Source organism: Burkholderia sp. B21-005 (assembly GCF_020843965.1).
GTDB classification, from domain to species: domain Bacteria; phylum Pseudomonadota; class Gammaproteobacteria; order Burkholderiales; family Burkholderiaceae; genus Burkholderia; species Burkholderia ambifaria.
In genome coordinates this window covers 2,336,346-2,350,892 of sequence record NZ_CP086302.1, presented here as the reverse complement: position 1 = coordinate 2,350,892, position 14,547 = coordinate 2,336,346, and the positions used below count along the sequence as shown (strand labels likewise).

Sequence of the window (14,547 nt, the reverse complement as noted above, 5' to 3'; positions counted from 1 at the left end):
GTGTCTGGTGCCGACGGCGAGACTCGAACTCGCACAGCTTTCGCCACTACCCCCTCAAGATAGCGTGTCTACCAATTTCACCACGTCGGCACTGCAGGGGCGCAATTCTAGCGTCACATTGCGCATTTGTGAAGGGGGTGTGACACGATCGCGAGGAGGCGAAAGCGATCCCGGTAAAATTCGTCGGATCGATCCGACGATCATCGCAACCGCAACCCGTTTTTCTCCCCGTGACGACGACCCTCGAACAACTGCAGACCGGCCAGCTGGCGGGCGCCCGGCAACTCAAGCTCGCGTGCGGGCTGACCGAATTTCCGCGCGCGATCTTCGATCTGGCGGACACGCTCGAAGTGCTCGACCTGTCCGGCAATGCGCTGTCCGCGCTGCCGGACGACCTGTCGCGGCTGCGTCGCCTGCGCATCCTGTTCGCGTCCGGCAACGACTTCACCGAATTCCCCGCAGTCCTCGGCACGTGTGCGCGGCTCGACATGATCGGCTTCAAGGCGAACCGGATCCGCACGGTGCCGCGCGGTTCGCTGCCGCGCGCGCTGCGCTGGCTGATCCTGACCGACAACGAAATCGACGCACTGCCCGCCGAGATCGGCGATTGTTCGCGCTTGCAGAAGCTGATGCTCGCGGGCAACCGGCTGCGTGCGTTGCCCGCCGAAATGGCCGCCTGCCATGCGCTCGAACTGGTCCGGCTGTCGGCGAACCGGCTCGACGCGCTGCCGGAGTGGCTGCTGCGTCTGCCGCGCCTCGCATGGCTCGCGTCCGCGGGCAACCCGTTCGGTGCCGCGCCGGAGGCCGCCGCGTCGGCCGAGCCGGGCGTCGCGGACATCGACTGGACGTCGCTCACCTGTGACCACAAGCTCGGCGAAGGCGCATCGGGCGTCATCTACCGCGCGCAGTGGCGCGCGGACGGCCACGCGCCGCGAGCGGTCGCGGTCAAGCTGTTCAAGGGCGCGGTGACGAGCGACGGCCTGCCCGACTGCGAAATGGCCGCCTGCCTGCACGCCGGGCGCCACCCGAACATGATTCCGGTGATCGGCAAGGTACGCGGTCATCCGGACGGCACGCACGGGCTCGTGATGGAACTGGTCGATCCGGCGCTGACGAACCTCGCCGGGCCACCGAGCTTCGCGTCCTGTACGCGTGACGTGTATGCGGCCGACGCGCGATTCGAGCCGGCCGCGGCAGCGCGGATCGCGCTCGGCATCGCGTCGGTCGCGGCGCATCTGCACGCGCGCGGCATCATGCACGGCGACCTGTACGCGCACAACATCCTGCACGACGGCGAGGGCGGCGCGCTGCTCGGCGATTTCGGCGCGGCGTCGGTCTACGACGTGAACGACCGCGTGCGCGCAGCGCGGCTCGAACGGCTGGAAGTCAGGGCGTTCGGTTATCTGCTCGGCGAGTTGCTGGCGCGCTGCGAGCCGCGTGCATGGGAAGGTTCGCACGCACTCGACGCGCTGGCGGCCGCCTGTCTGAACGAGGATATCGACGCGCGGCCTTCGTTCGACGAGGTGTCGGCCGTATTGGCGGCGTCGACGGCCTGACGGCGTAGCGTCGCGGCGCAGGCCGTCGCGCTCCGGATCGTTATGCCTGCCGCGCGATCAGCAGCCTGATCCCGAGCCCGACGAACAGCAATCCGCTGGCGCGCTTGGCCGCGCGCACCCACGGGCCGACGCCGAAGCCGCGATGAAGCCGGCGCACGCCGAACGAATAGACGCTGTGAACGACGACGACGGTCGAGGCGATCGTCGCGTACATCACGACGAACTGCAGCGCGAGCGGGCGATCGTGCGCGATGAACTGCGGCATGAACGCGGACAGGAAGATCATCGTCTTCGGATTGCTGCCCGATACGAACAGCGCTTCACGGAACAGCTGCCTGCGGTCGGGTTCCGCGATTGTCGCGTCGCCGTCCGGCGAACGTCGGCTGCGGTCGCCGCGCAGTTGCCGGATGCCCAGAAAGATCAGATACGCAGCGCCGACGACCTTCATCGCGATGAACAGCGGCGGCATCGCAGCGAGCACCGCGCCGACGCCGAGTGCGACGAGCATGACCACCACGCCTTGCGCGACGAGGTTGCCCGCGATCGTCGCGGCGGTGCCCTGCGTGCCGTAGCGCACGGTGTTGCGGATCACGAGCAACACGTTGGGCCCGGGCGACAGCGTGGTGGCGAGATAGGCTGCGGCAAACAGCATCCAGGTTTGAATGGACATGCGTCGCTCCGAAAGGCGGTTCCGGCGGTCGGTATCGGGCAATGATGCCACGCCAAAATCGTGCGGACATCCGCCGGAACCGTCGTGGCGTGTCAGTTCCCGTCGCGCATGCAGTATGCGGCGATCGACGACGGCGTATCGATCGCGGCCGGCCGCGTCATCCACGCGATCCACGCCGCCCATAACCCGCAGACGATCAATACGGCGATATTCAACGGCGTCCGGTAGCGGACGATCAGGTCAGCCAGCCGCAGGCGTTCTTTGCTCATGTGCATCTCCCTCGGTCGTTGCGTATCCGGCGTTACTGGCCGGCGTAGGACGGCGCCTTCGCGTCGCAGGTCACGGACACCGTCGAGCCGTCGGCGAAATGCAGCCGGAACGGCACCTTCGCACCGGGCGCGACCGGCTGGCGCGGTTCCTCCAGCATCACGTGATAGCTCTTCGGCTTGAATGTGACCGTGCCGTGCGCGGGCACGTCGACCGCGTCGACGTGAACCATCTTCGCGGTACTGCCGGCCGTCTGCGTTTCGTGGATCATCGCCATCCCGAACGCGGGCGTATCGATGCTCGTGAGTGTGGCGGGCTTGTCGCCATCGTTCTTCAGCGTGAAGTAGCCGGACGACGGCACCGTTGCCGGCATCGTGCGGATCCAGCACGCATCGGCCTGTACGGTCGACGCGGCGAACGTGGCGGGTGCCTGGAGCGCGAGCAGTGCAAGCAGCAGGCTGGTCGGAATCGAGCGTTTCATCGAGTGTGTTCCTGATCGGATAGGGAAGCGTGCCGCGTGGGTCGCGTATGCGTTACTTCAGCGTGAACGTATAGCGGCCCTGCGTGCGATGGCCGTCGCTCGCCACCGCGATCCACGCAACCGTGTACGTGCCGGCCGCGAGGTGGGTCAGCGCAACCTGCATCCGCTTCCGGTTGCCTGCGTCGACCGCGGATTTCCCGTCGGCGACCGACTGGCCGTGGCTGTCGGTGACCGCGATCGAACTGAATGCGGGCTCGAGCGTTTCGCCGAAGTCGATCGTGACCGCGTGTGGCGCGCTCGACAACGTGGCGTCGGCGGCCGGCTCGAGGGTTTTCGGGTGCGCGTGCGCATGAGCGGCCTGTGCGACGACGAAGCCGAGTGCGACGAGTGCGCCGCGCAGGAAAGTAGTGGTTTTCATGACGGGATGATCCGGTTGGAAATGACAAGGAGAACGATGCATTCGACGTGCGGCCGCGTGTTCGCGCACGCGTGACCGCTGGAAGCGGGCGAGCGCATGCACGGCGCGACGCCGCGAGCAATAGGGTCGAACATGAGCGTCCTTCGAAACGTGGCACGGCATGCACGCGCAGCGCGCGTGCGGACGGCGCGATGCGCTACGGCATCACGCGCAGTGACGACGAATCAGGACGCGAACGGCGGGGCGCGCGGTTGCGCGGCCGTGAGCGGCAGCGCGCGGCGCAGGCTTTCGAAGCGGGTGGCTGCGCGATGCTGGAGGAGGTGAACGTGGGCCGCGAACGTGAGTTCCGGTGCGGGCAGGGCAGGCGTATGGGCAAGCAGGTTGCAGTAGCCGCAAGCCTGCAGATGGGCCTGCAGGCTCTTCGACGACGCATCGCCGGCATGGTCGCCGCCAGCCGGGCCGGCCGTGCAGTAACCGGCAAGCAGCGCATCGACGCGGTCGTGTGTGGTCAGCGCCTGCGAGATCGTGGGCGCGAGCGCGGTCATCAGGATGGCGAGCATCCCGATCAGACTGACGATCTTCCGGAGTCGACGACTCAGCATGCGATGCGCGGCGGCGTAGGGGCGACGATGGAGCGGATTATGCCACGCACGTCGATGCGCATGTCGGCTGGGGCATGCGGCGTGGTGGCGCGCTAGGCGTGCTTCGCCAGATATTTCGTGATCAGCATCATCTGTGCGGCCCAGCCCTGGTCGTTCATCTCGCGCGCCTTCGCACGGCGCGCTTCGATCAGTTGATCGAAACCCGTTTCGGTGACCGTCAGCAGCGTGCCGCCGTTGGTTTCCGCGAGCGAGAAGGTGACGAGCGTCATCGGCTCGGACGCGTAGTCGAAGTTCGGATCGATCGCGAACGGATGCCAGCGAAAGGAAAACAGTTGCTTCGGCTCGACGCGATCGACGACGATTTCGAATACAGTGCCCGCATACGGCTCCTGGGCCTTGGCGACGTCGTCGTCGACGCGCGTCGGCGTGATGCGGCCGAACATCGACTGGCCGGCCACGAACGGCCCGTCGAACGTCACGCCGAACCAGGTGCCGAATTCCCCGGTATTGCTGACGGCTTCCCAGACGCGCGCCAGCGGCGCGGCGAGCAAGGCTTGTTTCTCGATGCGATCGGTTGGCTGGGTCATCACGTTCTCCGGGCAGGCATCATCGTTGCAGGATGGCGCACGGCCGCGCGCCGCATTCAGTCGATCATCTCCGCGTCGGGCACGTCGAGCACGACATCGGAGGTCGCGACGGCCACGCACGGCAGCGTATAACCGTCGGTCTTTTCCTCGCGGCTCAGCCCCGGCCATTCGATCGTGTAGCGTACGCTGCCGCTGACGATCCTGCACAGGCAGCTTCGACACGTGCCGTTGCGGCACGAGCGCGGCAGCCTGACGTGCGCGAACGCGGCGGCCTCGAGCAGCGTCAGCGAATCGGGGGCGTCGAACGTCGCGCCGAGCGGCTCGATGCGCACGAGAGGCGGGTGGTCGGGATCGGTCATGGGTCGAAGCGGGCGGCGCGGCGGCGGCAAGGCAAGCGCCAAGCATACCCGAAGCCGCCTGCGGCCGGCCCCGACGTCAGTGTCGCCGCAGGTAGCGGTACACGGTATTGCGCGCGAGCCCGAGCTCGCGCGCGGCGGCCGATACGTTGCCGCCATGCCGCGCGAGCACCGCGTCGATTACCGCGGCCTGGTGGCTCTGCAGCGTCGTCGTTTCGCGCGTGTCGGCCGGTGCGGCTTCCGCGGCGGGCGAGTCGTCGCAGTCGAGCCAGAAATCGTCGGGCAGATGCGCGAGCGTGATTTCGGGTTCGTCTTCGGCGAGCATGCCGGCCGTACGCAGCACGTTGGTCATTTGCCGCAAGTTGCCGGGCCAGCGGTGCCGCATGAACGCATCGAGCACGTCGGCCGCGAGGCGGCCCGGCATCGGTTCGCTGCGCGCGAGCCGCGCGAGGATCCGCTCGACCAGCGCGGGCAGGTCGGTGCGTGCGGCGAGCGCCGGCAGCGTGACCGCGAGTCCGTTGATCCGGTAGAACAGGTCTTCGCGGAAGGTGCCTTCCGCGATCATCGCGCGCAGGTCGCGGTGGGTCGCGCAGACCACGCGCACGTCGACCGGCACCGCGCGTGCGCCGCCGAGCGGCATCACCGCGCGCTCCTGCAGCACGCGCATCAGTCTGACCTGCTGCGCGAGCGGCATGTCGCCGATTTCGTCGAGAAACAGCGTGCCGCCGTCGGCCTGCGCGATCTTGCCGGGGCTGCCGCGCTTGCGCGCGCCGGTGAACGCGCCGTCCTCATAGCCGAACAGTTCGGCCTCGATCAGCGAATCCGGCAGCGCCGCGCAGTTGACCGCGACGAACGGGCCGTCCGCGCGCGGCGACGCCTGGTGCAGCGCACGCGCGAGCCATTCCTTGCCGGTGCCGGTCTGGCCGAGGATCAGCAGCGGCAGGTCGCGTCCGCGGATCTTCGCGACGCGTTCGAGCACGGCGGCCATCCGCGCATCGCCGGTGTCGAGCGTCGCGAACGTGATTGCGTCGGGGTCCGGCGCGCGCAAGCGCACGGCGGGGGCGGGCGGCGAGACGGCGATGGCCGTCTTGTGCGCTTCCGCGAATTCGCAGCGCGCGAGCACGCGCACGCCGGTCGACAGCGTGAGGCGGAACGGTGCGCCGGGGGCGCGGGCCGCCTGCTGCGCGAGCTGGCCGAAGTGCATGCCGAACAGTGCGTCGCAGCCGTGATGCTGTAAGGCATCGAACGTTGCGCCGAGCTGAAATTGCGCGCTCCGATTCGCGGCGATCAGCCCGCCGTCGGGGCCGAACGCGACGAGCCCGGCGAACAGGGAGTCGACGCAATCCTCGTGGGCGTGGAAGCGCAGCCGCAGCGCTTCCGCGCACTGGTTCGCGAACAGGTGGTTCTCGATCAGCTGCGCGGACATCCGCACGAGCGCGAGCGTATGGGGGCTGAAGCCGCGCGGGTCGCCGCTCACGTCTAGCGTGCCGAGCGTGCGGCCGAACGGGTCGATGATCGGCGCGCACGAGCAGGTGAGGATATGGTTCGCGCGCAGGAAGTGTTCGGACCCGTGCACGGCGAGCGCCTGGCCCGACGCGAGCGCGGTGCCGATCGCGTTGGTGCCGCGTGCGCCTTCGGCCCACGACACGCCGGTGCACAGCGCGACGCGGTTGGCTTTCTCGATGAAGTCCGCGTCGCCGATGCTGTGCAGGATCACGCCGTCGGCATCGGTGAGCAGCACGAGGCTTTGCGTGTCGGCGATCTGCGCGTGGAGGTTCTCCATCACGGGGCGTGCGTGCGCGAACAGGGCGTGGTTCGTGTTGAGCAGTTCGCGCAGCGCGAGGCGCGACAGCGGCGAGAAATCGGGGCGCTCGTTTGCGCGCAGGCCGACCGCGGTCGAACGGGCATGCGCCTGCGCGAGCAGGTCGTTGCGGCCCGCGGTGGCGGGCAGCACGAAAGGTTGAGGCATGTCTTGTCTCCTGTCGACCCAAGTTGGCGCTTTAGCGCTTACTTGGGCCCCATGCTTCGCGGTCGGCCAGAGTTGGCACTTCAGCGCTTGCTCTGGTCCCATGCTTCGCGGTCGGCCCAGCTTGGCACTTCAGCGCTTGTTGGGCCCCATGCATCACAATCGACCCACCTTGCCGCCTTGCACCGCACCATCCGTCACCGGGGCCGCCGCCATCGATATCGCCTCATCATACAAGCGCGGCGCGCGTTGTGCGACTGAGTACAAAAACCCCTTGCTTTTAAGCGCCCGCCTGCAATGATGAAAGCGGAGCACGCACGCGCCGTGTTCCGCATCGCAACATGCATGCGACGTGACATGCATCCGTTCGGGAGACGCATCATGGTTCGGACGGAACTGAGAGTCGTGCTGGCGGCCATCGCCACCTTCATCATGCTGGGCGGCATCGCCGTGGCGATCCACGGTTTGCTGTTCGACTTGGCCGACGCGGTGCAATACGGGGCCGCCGCCATTGCGGTGGGCGCCACGACCGCCGCGATCTCGCTGAACATCTGGCCGACCGATCCGCACTGACGCCGTTCGGAAAACGGTGTCGGATGTTGCGCTGGTCAGAGGAAATGCGCGTCAGAACGACGCGCGTCGTAAATTTTGCCTCCTGCGCGAAACCGTCTAAAGTGGAATGCAACCGGCATGCATTGTCCGCGCCATACCCTCCGTGGATCGTGCCTCTGCCGGCGAGCCCGCGTACATTTTTCGTCCGGCCGGTAGCGGACGACGGACGCGGTCATTTGCTTTCTACCGGCCGATAGGCGGCTCCCATGCAAATTCATTTCACGAATGAGAAACCCGAATATTCGGGGCGCGACCTGATGCTTGGATTCACGGCGTTGGTCAATGGCGAGCGCGTCCAATGTCAGATCACCGCCGAGGCGCTGGAGGATCATTTCGGTGCGGCGTCGCCGCGCTTCGAGGACATGGTCGGTGCGTACGATCAGCACCGCGAGCGGATCGAGGCGGCCGCACGGCGGCTGCTGTCCGAAACGCGCGCGCAATGCCTGACGCTGCGCAGCGGCTACGTACGCTTCTACGAGGCGAACTGGCGCTGAACCGGACGACCGGGCAGCGACGGAGCGGGCGCCGAATACCGGCGCCCGTGTCGTATCGGCGCGTGCTGGTCCGGTGCCCCGCTTGGCCCGGGATGATGCGCGGCACGATTCGAACATCGTGCGGCGCGATGGCGTGCCTGCGTTCCGTTTCCGTCAATCCGCCCCGATGAGCGCATACGCGCCGTCGGTTGCGCCATTCGCGCGCGCGATGCGTGCGAAGCCCGTGTCGGCGAGGTGCATGCCCGCAATCAACACGTTGTCCGAAGCGACTTCGGCGAGCGTGGCCGCGCGCGTCGCGGATGCCTGCGACGGATCCTGGTCGAACGCGATCGACACGTCGGGGCGGGCGACCTGGATCGGCGCGAAATGCACGAGATCGCCCCAGATCAGCAGGCGCTCGCCCTGCGATTCAACGCGATAGCCGGTGTGGCCCGGCGTGTGCCCCGGTAGCGGCACGGCGACGATGCCGGGCAGTACGTCGCCTGCCTCGATGGTACGAAGTTGCGCCTGGTAAGCGTCGAAGGTCCGCCGTGCGATCTGGAAATTGACGCGTGCGCGTTCACTTGCCCGCTCGTACGCGTCGTCGTCCAGCCAGAACGCGCGTTCCCGTTCGTGAACGAGCACCGCCGCTTGCGCAAAGGCCGGCTGTCCGTCCGCGTCGAGCAGACCGCCGATGTGGTCGGGATGCGCGTGCGTCAGCAGGATCGTGTCGATGTCGCGTGCATCGATACCGGCGTGCGCCAGCGACGCACGCAAACGGCCGCCCCAGTTCCGGATGCCGCCGGCACCGGTATCGACGAGCACGGTGCGGCCGTTTCCGCGTATCACGTAGCAGTTGATGTTGACGTCCGACGGCGCGTGTACGCCGGCGCGATGCATGATGCCGGTCGCATCGTCCACGTCGATGTTCGACAGCAGGTCGAGGCCGGCCGTCAGCGTGCCGTCGCTGATCGCGGTGACCGAGAAATCGCCGACCTGACGACGCGGAAACGGAAGGCGGGGAATGGGTGTGCTCATGGGTCAATGTCGCGCGTGAAGGTGGGCGGTGTCGTAGCCGAAGCAGCGGATGCGTGCGACGCATCCGGTGTGGCGGAGAATCTCGCGATCCAGTTCGGCCATGAACCGATCCATCAATTCAGTGGTGCGAAACGATGCGATGCGAAAGCGAATCTCCGCGCTGACCGGATGTCCGCGGCCGTGCCGGATCGGCACATAGGCGACGTGAATCGCGCCGGGTGCGGCTCTCAGCACGTCGGTGCAGAGCGTCTCGCAGGCCGACGACAGTCCGTCGAGCGCCGCGTACGCCGGCATGTTCGCCTCGGGAATGAAAATCGTGACGCTGGGCATGGCGGGCCTCCCGTCAGTGTGCAGTTGCCGACGCCGGCGCGCTGACGAGCCGGTCGCCCATCGGCGCATAAAGCCGGATCGCGGCGCCGGCCGCGAGCCGCGCCTGATCCTGATCCAGCACGGCCAGCCAGCGAGCGGCCGGCAGGCGGTCCAGCGCGATCGCATGCAGGGCCGTGGCAGCGATTCCCGCTTGTGCGAACGGCGCAGCGTTGTCGCAAACGGCCAGCCATTGATTGCCGGAGACGGCCGGCGCCGGTGCGCAGCTGTCGTACACGTTGCGGCGCCATTCGACGATGTGCGGCTGCCAGCGCGCGAAATTGCCGCCGCCGTTGTCGCGGTACTCGGCCGATGTCAGCACGTCGGCGCCGTCGATCGTGTGCAGCGCAAGGTAGTCGGGGCCGTCGCCACCGACGGCACGAAAGCGTTGCGACGTGCGAAAGCCGGGCACGGAAATCAGCGCCGGCAGTTTGACGCGGCTGTAGAAGTCGTTCCACTCGGCTTCGACGGCGGGCTCGGCGATGCTGCATTCAACGGCATAGATCATCACACCTCCACGGGTAGCAAGCGGCCTTCGGGGTGGGGCACCGCTCGACTGGTTGAGTTTTTGTCATGATAATTTGCCGATGAATGGGCGAAAAACGATGATTCGTCACCGTTCATTGATATTTGATCAAGCTGTGACCGACGCAGGTCGAACCGGGAGCAATCGTGACGCGACGCAGGATTCCGAGCAATTCGGCATTGATGGCATTCGAGGCCGCGGCGCGGCATGGGAGCTTCGCGCGTGCGGCCGACGAGTTGGCGCTGACCGAAGGCGCGATCAGCCGGCAGATCGGCCGGCTGGAGATGTTCCTGGGCGTGTCGCTGTTCGAGCGGGTCGGCAACCGCGTTCGGGTTGCGCCGAACGGCGCGCGCTACGCGGCGCAGGTTCGCGAAGTGCTGGATCGGCTCGAGCGCGACAGCCAGTACATGATGGGGCAGCCCGGCGACGGCGGCAGCGTGGATATCGCCGTGACGCCGACGTTTGCGACGCGCTGGCTGATTCCACGGCTCAAGGATTTCCAGACGCAGCATCCGAACATCACCGTGCATTTCGCCGATCGCGCCGAGCCGTTCGTGCTGGCCGGCAGCGGATTCGACGCGGCGATTCATTTCGAGCATCCGGCATGGGCCGGCATGCATACGTACCGGTTGTGCGAGGAGGTGCTGGTGCCGGTCTGCCATCCGTCGCTGCTCGCGGGCGGGGATCCGAATGCGTTGCTGGGCACGCTGCCGCGCCTGCACAAGCGCCAGACGCCGGATGCATGGTCGGCGTACGTGCAGGAGACGGGGTTGCCGGTCAACAATCCGGCCGCCGGCGCGCGCTACGATCTGTATTCGATGCTGATCGCGGCGGCCTTGGCCGGACTCGGCGTCGCGCTGGTGCCACGGCTCTATGTCGACGCCGAGATCGCGCAAGGATCGCTCGCGGCGCCCTGGCCCGACGGTCGAGGCGTGGTGAAGCGCTTCTGTCTCGTGTTGCCCGAAGCGCTGGAACTGGGCGACGGTCCGCTGCAGACCTTCGCGCACTGGGTACTGCGGCAGGCGGACGCGTGATGCGCGTACCCCAACAAAAACGCCACCCGAAGGTGGCGTAGTTGCATCGCGCATCGCACCGATGCGCGTGTGTCACTCGCTGCCGAGATAGAAGAAGCGGAACAGGAACACGGCCGCGATGATCCACACGACCGGCTTGACCGTGCGGCCCTGGCCCGTCAGCAGCTTCAGGCCGCCATACGAGATGAAGCCGAACGCGACGCCGTTCGCGATCGAGTACGTGAACGGCATCAGCAGCGCGGTGAGCGCGGCCGGCACGGCTTCGGTCGCGTCGTCCCACGGCACGTCGACCATCTCGCGCAGCATCAGGCACGACACGTACAGCAGCGCGGGCGCGGTCGCGTAGGCCGGCACGACGCCGGCGAGCGGCGCGATGAACAGGCACGCGAGGAACAGCACCGCGACGGTGATCGCCGTCACGCCCGTGCGGCCGCCGGCCTGCACGCCCGACGCGCTTTCGATATACGCGGTGGTCGACGACGTGCCGAGCACCGAGCCCGCGACGATCGCGGTGCTGTCGGCGAGCAGCGCCTTGTTCAGGCGGTTCATCTTGCCTTCGACGAGCAGGCCCGCGCGGTTCGCGACGCCCATCAGCGTGCCGGTCGCGTCGAACAGCTCGACGAGGAAGAACACGAGGATCACGTTGATGATGCCGGTCGACAATGCGGCGCCGATGTCGAGCTTGAACAGCGTCGCGTCGATCGACGGCGGTGCGGAGAACACGCCGTGGAACTGGTTGTCGCCGAAGAAGAACGACAGGATCGTCACGCCGATGATGCCGATCAGGATCGCACCGCGCACGCGCAGATGGTCGAGCGTGACGATCGTGAAGAAGCCGATGATCGCGAGGATCGTGTCGTGCTTGTGCAGGTCGCCGAGCGTGACGAGCGTGGCCGGGTTGCCGACGATCACGCCGGAGGTCTTCAGCGAGATGATGCCGAGGAACAGGCCGATGCCGGCGGTGATCGAGATGCGCAACGATTTCGGAATGCCGTTGACGATCGCCTCGCGCACGCGGAACAGCGTGACGAGCAGGAACAGGCAGCCGGAGATGAACACCGCGCCGAGCGCGGCCTGCCACGTGAAACCCATCCCCTTGACGACCGTGTACGCGAAATACGCGTTCAGGCCCATGCCCGGCGCGCAGGCGATCGGGTAGTTTGCGTACAGCCCCATGATGAGCGACGCCAGCGCCGCGACGAGGCAGGTCGCGACGAACACCGATTCCTTCGGCATGCCCGCGTCGCCGAGGATCGCGGGGTTGACGAAGATGATGTAGGCCATCGTCAGGAACGTGGTGACGCCCGCGAGTATTTCGGTGCGGAAATCGGTGCCGGCTTCAGCGAAGCCGAAATACCGCTTGATGGATTCCATGTAGGCGTTTCTCCGGTCGGGTTGTCGTGTTGCTTGTTGTTTGTGCCGAATTGTTGTAACGGCAGCGCGCGGCCGGCGTACTGTAACCAGCCACTATTGCCGCGCTATCGGCGGATTGTAATAGCGCGGATAGCTCGGACGATATAGTTGCGGGGCACGATCGGCTGCGTTCGCGCGAACGATCGGACAGGCCGGCCGCGCGAGGAAGGCGCGCATTTTACCGGTTTGGACGAAGCGGGCAGGCGGAAACGATGGAAACGATTCGACGGCGGGGGGCGTGTCGGCCGATGCGGGCGCAACGGCATGAGGGACGCGCGGCGCGCGGCCGCCGCACGATGACATGCGACTGCAATGGCGCGCCCGCATGCTGGACGAACGCGGGGCCGGCGCAACGCATGCGCGAACGCGCGCGCAGGGCCCGCGCGGGTGCGCGGCGGCCGTTCGTCGGTCCGGGCGGGGGCAGATATCGGGCTATCCTGCTCCGAAGCCGTCCCGTCCGCAACTGTCATTTCTCGATGCGGGAGCGACTGTGGTTTCTGTGTAAAAGATTGCAAGAGGTCATCGCGTAAACCGGCAAGTCTTTCTAGGATAGATACACCGCGCACACACGCCGGTCGGTTGTTGCCGACGCGGGGGAGTCGCAGTCCGTGCAGGCCAGGCGGTGAAGTGTGGTGACGGTCGCTGCGCATTCGGGCAGGCGCGACCGGTTGCGATTGCCCGATGCGGGTTCGTCCGTAATTACGGAGGTCAGCATGTTGAACTGGATCAGCCGTTGGGCGATGCGGCACGCCCCCACGCCGGAAAAAACCGCTGCGTCGATGCTCGTGACGGCGCGCATGGAACTGTTCTCAGCCGAACAGCGCGTCATCGATGCGAAATTACAAGCGGATTACTGGCGTACACGCGTGTCATTTCTCGAGGAGGTGCAAAAACAAGGCATCGACCCGTGGGTGACCTCGCATGCCGCGCAACGCCCCGATCTTGATTCCACTCCCCGTAGCACGGGCCCGCGTCTCGCCGCCAGCACCTGAACCTGATGCATACGATGCAGGTGAGGGTTGCGCACGGTGCGCGATCGCGCGCGGCACGCATGGGCGTGCCGCGTCATTCGATGCGCACCGGCGACGCATTGCGCCGCCGGTGCGTCCGTTTCCGGATGCGGTGATTCGGCGCGCTCCGGTGCCTCGTTGCGCGCATGAGCGCACATCGTCAATCCCTTCTTCTCCATCGTCCGACGAGCAAACGTTGCACTTGCGCGAGCGTGCGTCTGAGCCGTTCACCGCGCCGCACGTACGCCGTCGTGATCGACGCTTCGGCTGCCCGGTCGTCATCGGTGCCGAGCCAGATGCGATCGCCGCGCGCGATGCGCAGCACGTCGCCGGGTTGCACCCAGTAATCGTCGACGCTCGGCGGCCGCGTGATCCACAGCGGCGCGCCGTGCGCACGAATTTCCGCATCGCTCGGCGCGCGCCAGGTCAGGGTCGTGCGCGGCGCAACCGCGAAGCGGATCACGACGGTCGGTAACGTGATCGCGCCGATGCGGCGCGTATCGGGACGGTCGGGACGGTCGAACAACGGGCTTGCCTGGTCCATCGTCTGCTCCATTTCGTTGAGCCGGACGGATGACGCGCACCAGAACAAAAAGGCCTCATCCGTTTCCGGTGAGGCCTTGTGTGACATGCGGTACTGCTCGGATGCTAACGCACAAGCGCCTCCCGTGATCCATTCTTTCGAATGTTCACCGGGCAATGATTCGCGATGGCGATGAGCTTGAACGTAGGCATGCGAACGAGTTTGTCGATGTCGTACAGCGTTGTCAACGACTATTTTCGAGCGGCGTGGCGATCACGCGTCGCGCTGGGCGAGGCCGTTCACGAGCAGTTCGGACAGCAGGCCCGTCATCCCGTCCGGGTGCGTGGCGGCACGCGCCTTCAGCTGTTCGACGAGATCGGCGTTGAGCTTGCACGCGAACGGCACGAGGCCCTGTTCCTGGTCGAGCTTGCGCTGCGCGCGGCGATCGAGCTTCGGCGCTTCCTCGGCGCCCTTGCCGAAGCGCGCGGCGTTCGACTGCTTCATCGCTTGCGTCAGCTTGAGCGCCTTGTTCTTTTCTAGATCGGTTTTCTTCATGGCCATCGCGGCACCTCCGGGAAATGAAGCCGCGATTGTACGCACTTCGGCGGGCGCCGCCCGCCGAGGCCGTTACAAAGCCGCAGCCGACCTC

General features: G+C 66.8%; 19 protein-coding genes and 1 tRNA gene. 5 read left to right on the top strand and 15 right to left on the bottom strand.

What is annotated here, in order from left to right:
• Nucleotides 1-5 precede the first annotated feature (5 nt).
• Nucleotides 6-90: transfer RNA gene (locus LMA02_RS27095), tRNA-Leu, on the bottom strand.
• Between the two features lie 140 nt (nt 91-230).
• Here LMA02_RS27095 and LMA02_RS27090 point away from each other — a divergent pair.
• Nucleotides 231-1,556, top strand: coding sequence for a leucine-rich repeat-containing protein kinase family protein (locus LMA02_RS27090; RefSeq protein ID WP_228908241.1), 1,326 nt, complete (start codon nt 231-233; stop codon nt 1,554-1,556).
• A 40-nt stretch (nt 1,557-1,596) separates the two neighbouring features.
• On the opposite strand, the gene LMA02_RS27085 is transcribed toward LMA02_RS27090, so the two are convergent.
• From LMA02_RS27085 to LMA02_RS27050, 8 genes are all read right to left on the bottom strand, one after another.
• On the bottom strand, nt 1,597-2,226 hold the full coding sequence (locus LMA02_RS27085; protein ID WP_228908240.1) for a LysE family translocator: 630 nt from the start codon (nt 2,224-2,226) through the stop codon (nt 1,597-1,599).
• Between the two features lie 92 nt (nt 2,227-2,318).
• Nucleotides 2,319-2,495, bottom strand: coding sequence for a hypothetical protein (locus LMA02_RS27080; protein WP_228908239.1), 177 nt, complete (start codon nt 2,493-2,495; stop codon nt 2,319-2,321).
• Between the two features lie 32 nt (nt 2,496-2,527).
• Nucleotides 2,528-2,974, bottom strand: a complete 447-nt coding sequence (locus LMA02_RS27075) for a copper chaperone PCu(A)C (protein ID WP_228908238.1) — start codon at nt 2,972-2,974, stop codon at nt 2,528-2,530.
• A gap of 52 nt (nt 2,975-3,026) precedes the next feature.
• Nucleotides 3,027-3,392, bottom strand: coding sequence for a copper homeostasis periplasmic binding protein CopC (gene copC / locus LMA02_RS27070; RefSeq protein WP_228908237.1), 366 nt, complete (start codon nt 3,390-3,392; stop codon nt 3,027-3,029).
• Between the two features lie 224 nt (nt 3,393-3,616).
• Nucleotides 3,617-3,994 (bottom strand): DUF2946 domain-containing protein, encoded by a 378-nt coding sequence (locus tag LMA02_RS27065; RefSeq protein ID WP_166721779.1) that lies wholly within the window; start codon nt 3,992-3,994, stop codon nt 3,617-3,619.
• A gap of 92 nt (nt 3,995-4,086) precedes the next feature.
• On the bottom strand, nt 4,087-4,581 hold the full coding sequence (locus LMA02_RS27060) for an SRPBCC family protein (protein ID WP_228908236.1): 495 nt from the start codon (nt 4,579-4,581) through the stop codon (nt 4,087-4,089).
• Nucleotides 4,582-4,637: 56 nt separating this feature from the next.
• Nucleotides 4,638-4,940, bottom strand: coding sequence for a 2Fe-2S iron-sulfur cluster-binding protein (locus tag LMA02_RS27055; protein ID WP_228908235.1), 303 nt, complete (start codon nt 4,938-4,940; stop codon nt 4,638-4,640).
• Nucleotides 4,941-5,016: 76 nt separating this feature from the next.
• Nucleotides 5,017-6,906 carry a sigma-54-dependent Fis family transcriptional regulator gene (locus LMA02_RS27050; protein WP_228908234.1) on the bottom strand — a complete coding sequence of 630 codons (1,890 nt, stop codon included), beginning with the start codon at nt 6,904-6,906 and terminating at the stop codon, nt 5,017-5,019.
• A gap of 378 nt (nt 6,907-7,284) precedes the next feature.
• On the opposite strand from LMA02_RS27050, the gene LMA02_RS27045 reads away from it, so the two are divergent.
• Both LMA02_RS27045 and LMA02_RS27040 read left to right on the top strand, forming a co-directional pair.
• A complete protein-coding gene (locus LMA02_RS27045; RefSeq protein ID WP_041491684.1) occupies nt 7,285-7,476 on the top strand; it encodes a DUF2964 family protein in 192 nt (63 codons plus the stop codon).
• 245 nt (nt 7,477-7,721) lie between these two features.
• Nucleotides 7,722-8,009, top strand: a complete 288-nt coding sequence (locus tag LMA02_RS27040) for a DUF1488 domain-containing protein (RefSeq protein ID WP_011659381.1) — start codon at nt 7,722-7,724, stop codon at nt 8,007-8,009.
• Nucleotides 8,010-8,162: 153 nt separating this feature from the next.
• On the opposite strand, the gene LMA02_RS27035 is transcribed toward LMA02_RS27040, so the two are convergent.
• The 3 genes from LMA02_RS27035 to LMA02_RS27025 are packed head-to-tail and all read right to left on the bottom strand — an operon-like array spanning nt 8,163 to nt 9,900.
• Nucleotides 8,163-9,026 (bottom strand): MBL fold metallo-hydrolase, encoded by an 864-nt coding sequence (locus LMA02_RS27035; RefSeq protein WP_228908233.1) that lies wholly within the window; start codon nt 9,024-9,026, stop codon nt 8,163-8,165.
• 3 nt (nt 9,027-9,029) lie between these two features.
• On the bottom strand, nt 9,030-9,356 hold the full coding sequence (locus tag LMA02_RS27030) for a hypothetical protein (protein WP_228908232.1): 327 nt from the start codon (nt 9,354-9,356) through the stop codon (nt 9,030-9,032).
• 13 nt (nt 9,357-9,369) lie between these two features.
• Nucleotides 9,370-9,900 (bottom strand): sugar ABC transporter, encoded by a 531-nt coding sequence (locus LMA02_RS27025; RefSeq protein ID WP_228908231.1) that lies wholly within the window; start codon nt 9,898-9,900, stop codon nt 9,370-9,372.
• A 200-nt stretch (nt 9,901-10,100) separates the two neighbouring features.
• Between LMA02_RS27025 and LMA02_RS27020 the strand changes: the two genes are divergently transcribed.
• A complete protein-coding gene (locus tag LMA02_RS27020; protein WP_228910017.1) occupies nt 10,101-10,952 on the top strand; it encodes a LysR substrate-binding domain-containing protein in 852 nt (283 codons plus the stop codon).
• A gap of 72 nt (nt 10,953-11,024) precedes the next feature.
• Here the strand turns inward: LMA02_RS27020 and LMA02_RS27015 are convergent, their stop codons facing one another.
• Nucleotides 11,025-12,326 (bottom strand): NCS2 family permease, encoded by a 1,302-nt coding sequence (locus LMA02_RS27015; RefSeq protein WP_006757699.1) that lies wholly within the window; start codon nt 12,324-12,326, stop codon nt 11,025-11,027.
• Nucleotides 12,327-13,078: 752 nt separating this feature from the next.
• Between LMA02_RS27015 and LMA02_RS27010 the strand changes: the two genes are divergently transcribed.
• The gene (locus LMA02_RS27010; protein ID WP_166721774.1) at nt 13,079-13,357 is read left to right on the top strand and encodes a hypothetical protein; all 279 of its coding nucleotides are present in this window, start codon (nt 13,079-13,081) and stop codon (nt 13,355-13,357) included.
• A gap of 178 nt (nt 13,358-13,535) precedes the next feature.
• Here the strand turns inward: LMA02_RS27010 and LMA02_RS27005 are convergent, their stop codons facing one another.
• Entirely contained in the window at nt 13,536-13,919 is a 384-nt protein-coding gene (locus LMA02_RS27005; RefSeq protein ID WP_228908230.1) for a DUF2917 domain-containing protein, read from the bottom strand.
• Nucleotides 13,920-14,171: 252 nt separating this feature from the next.
• Entirely contained in the window at nt 14,172-14,459 is a 288-nt protein-coding gene (locus tag LMA02_RS27000; protein WP_006757696.1) for a hypothetical protein, read from the bottom strand.
• Nucleotides 14,460-14,547 lie beyond the last annotated feature (88 nt).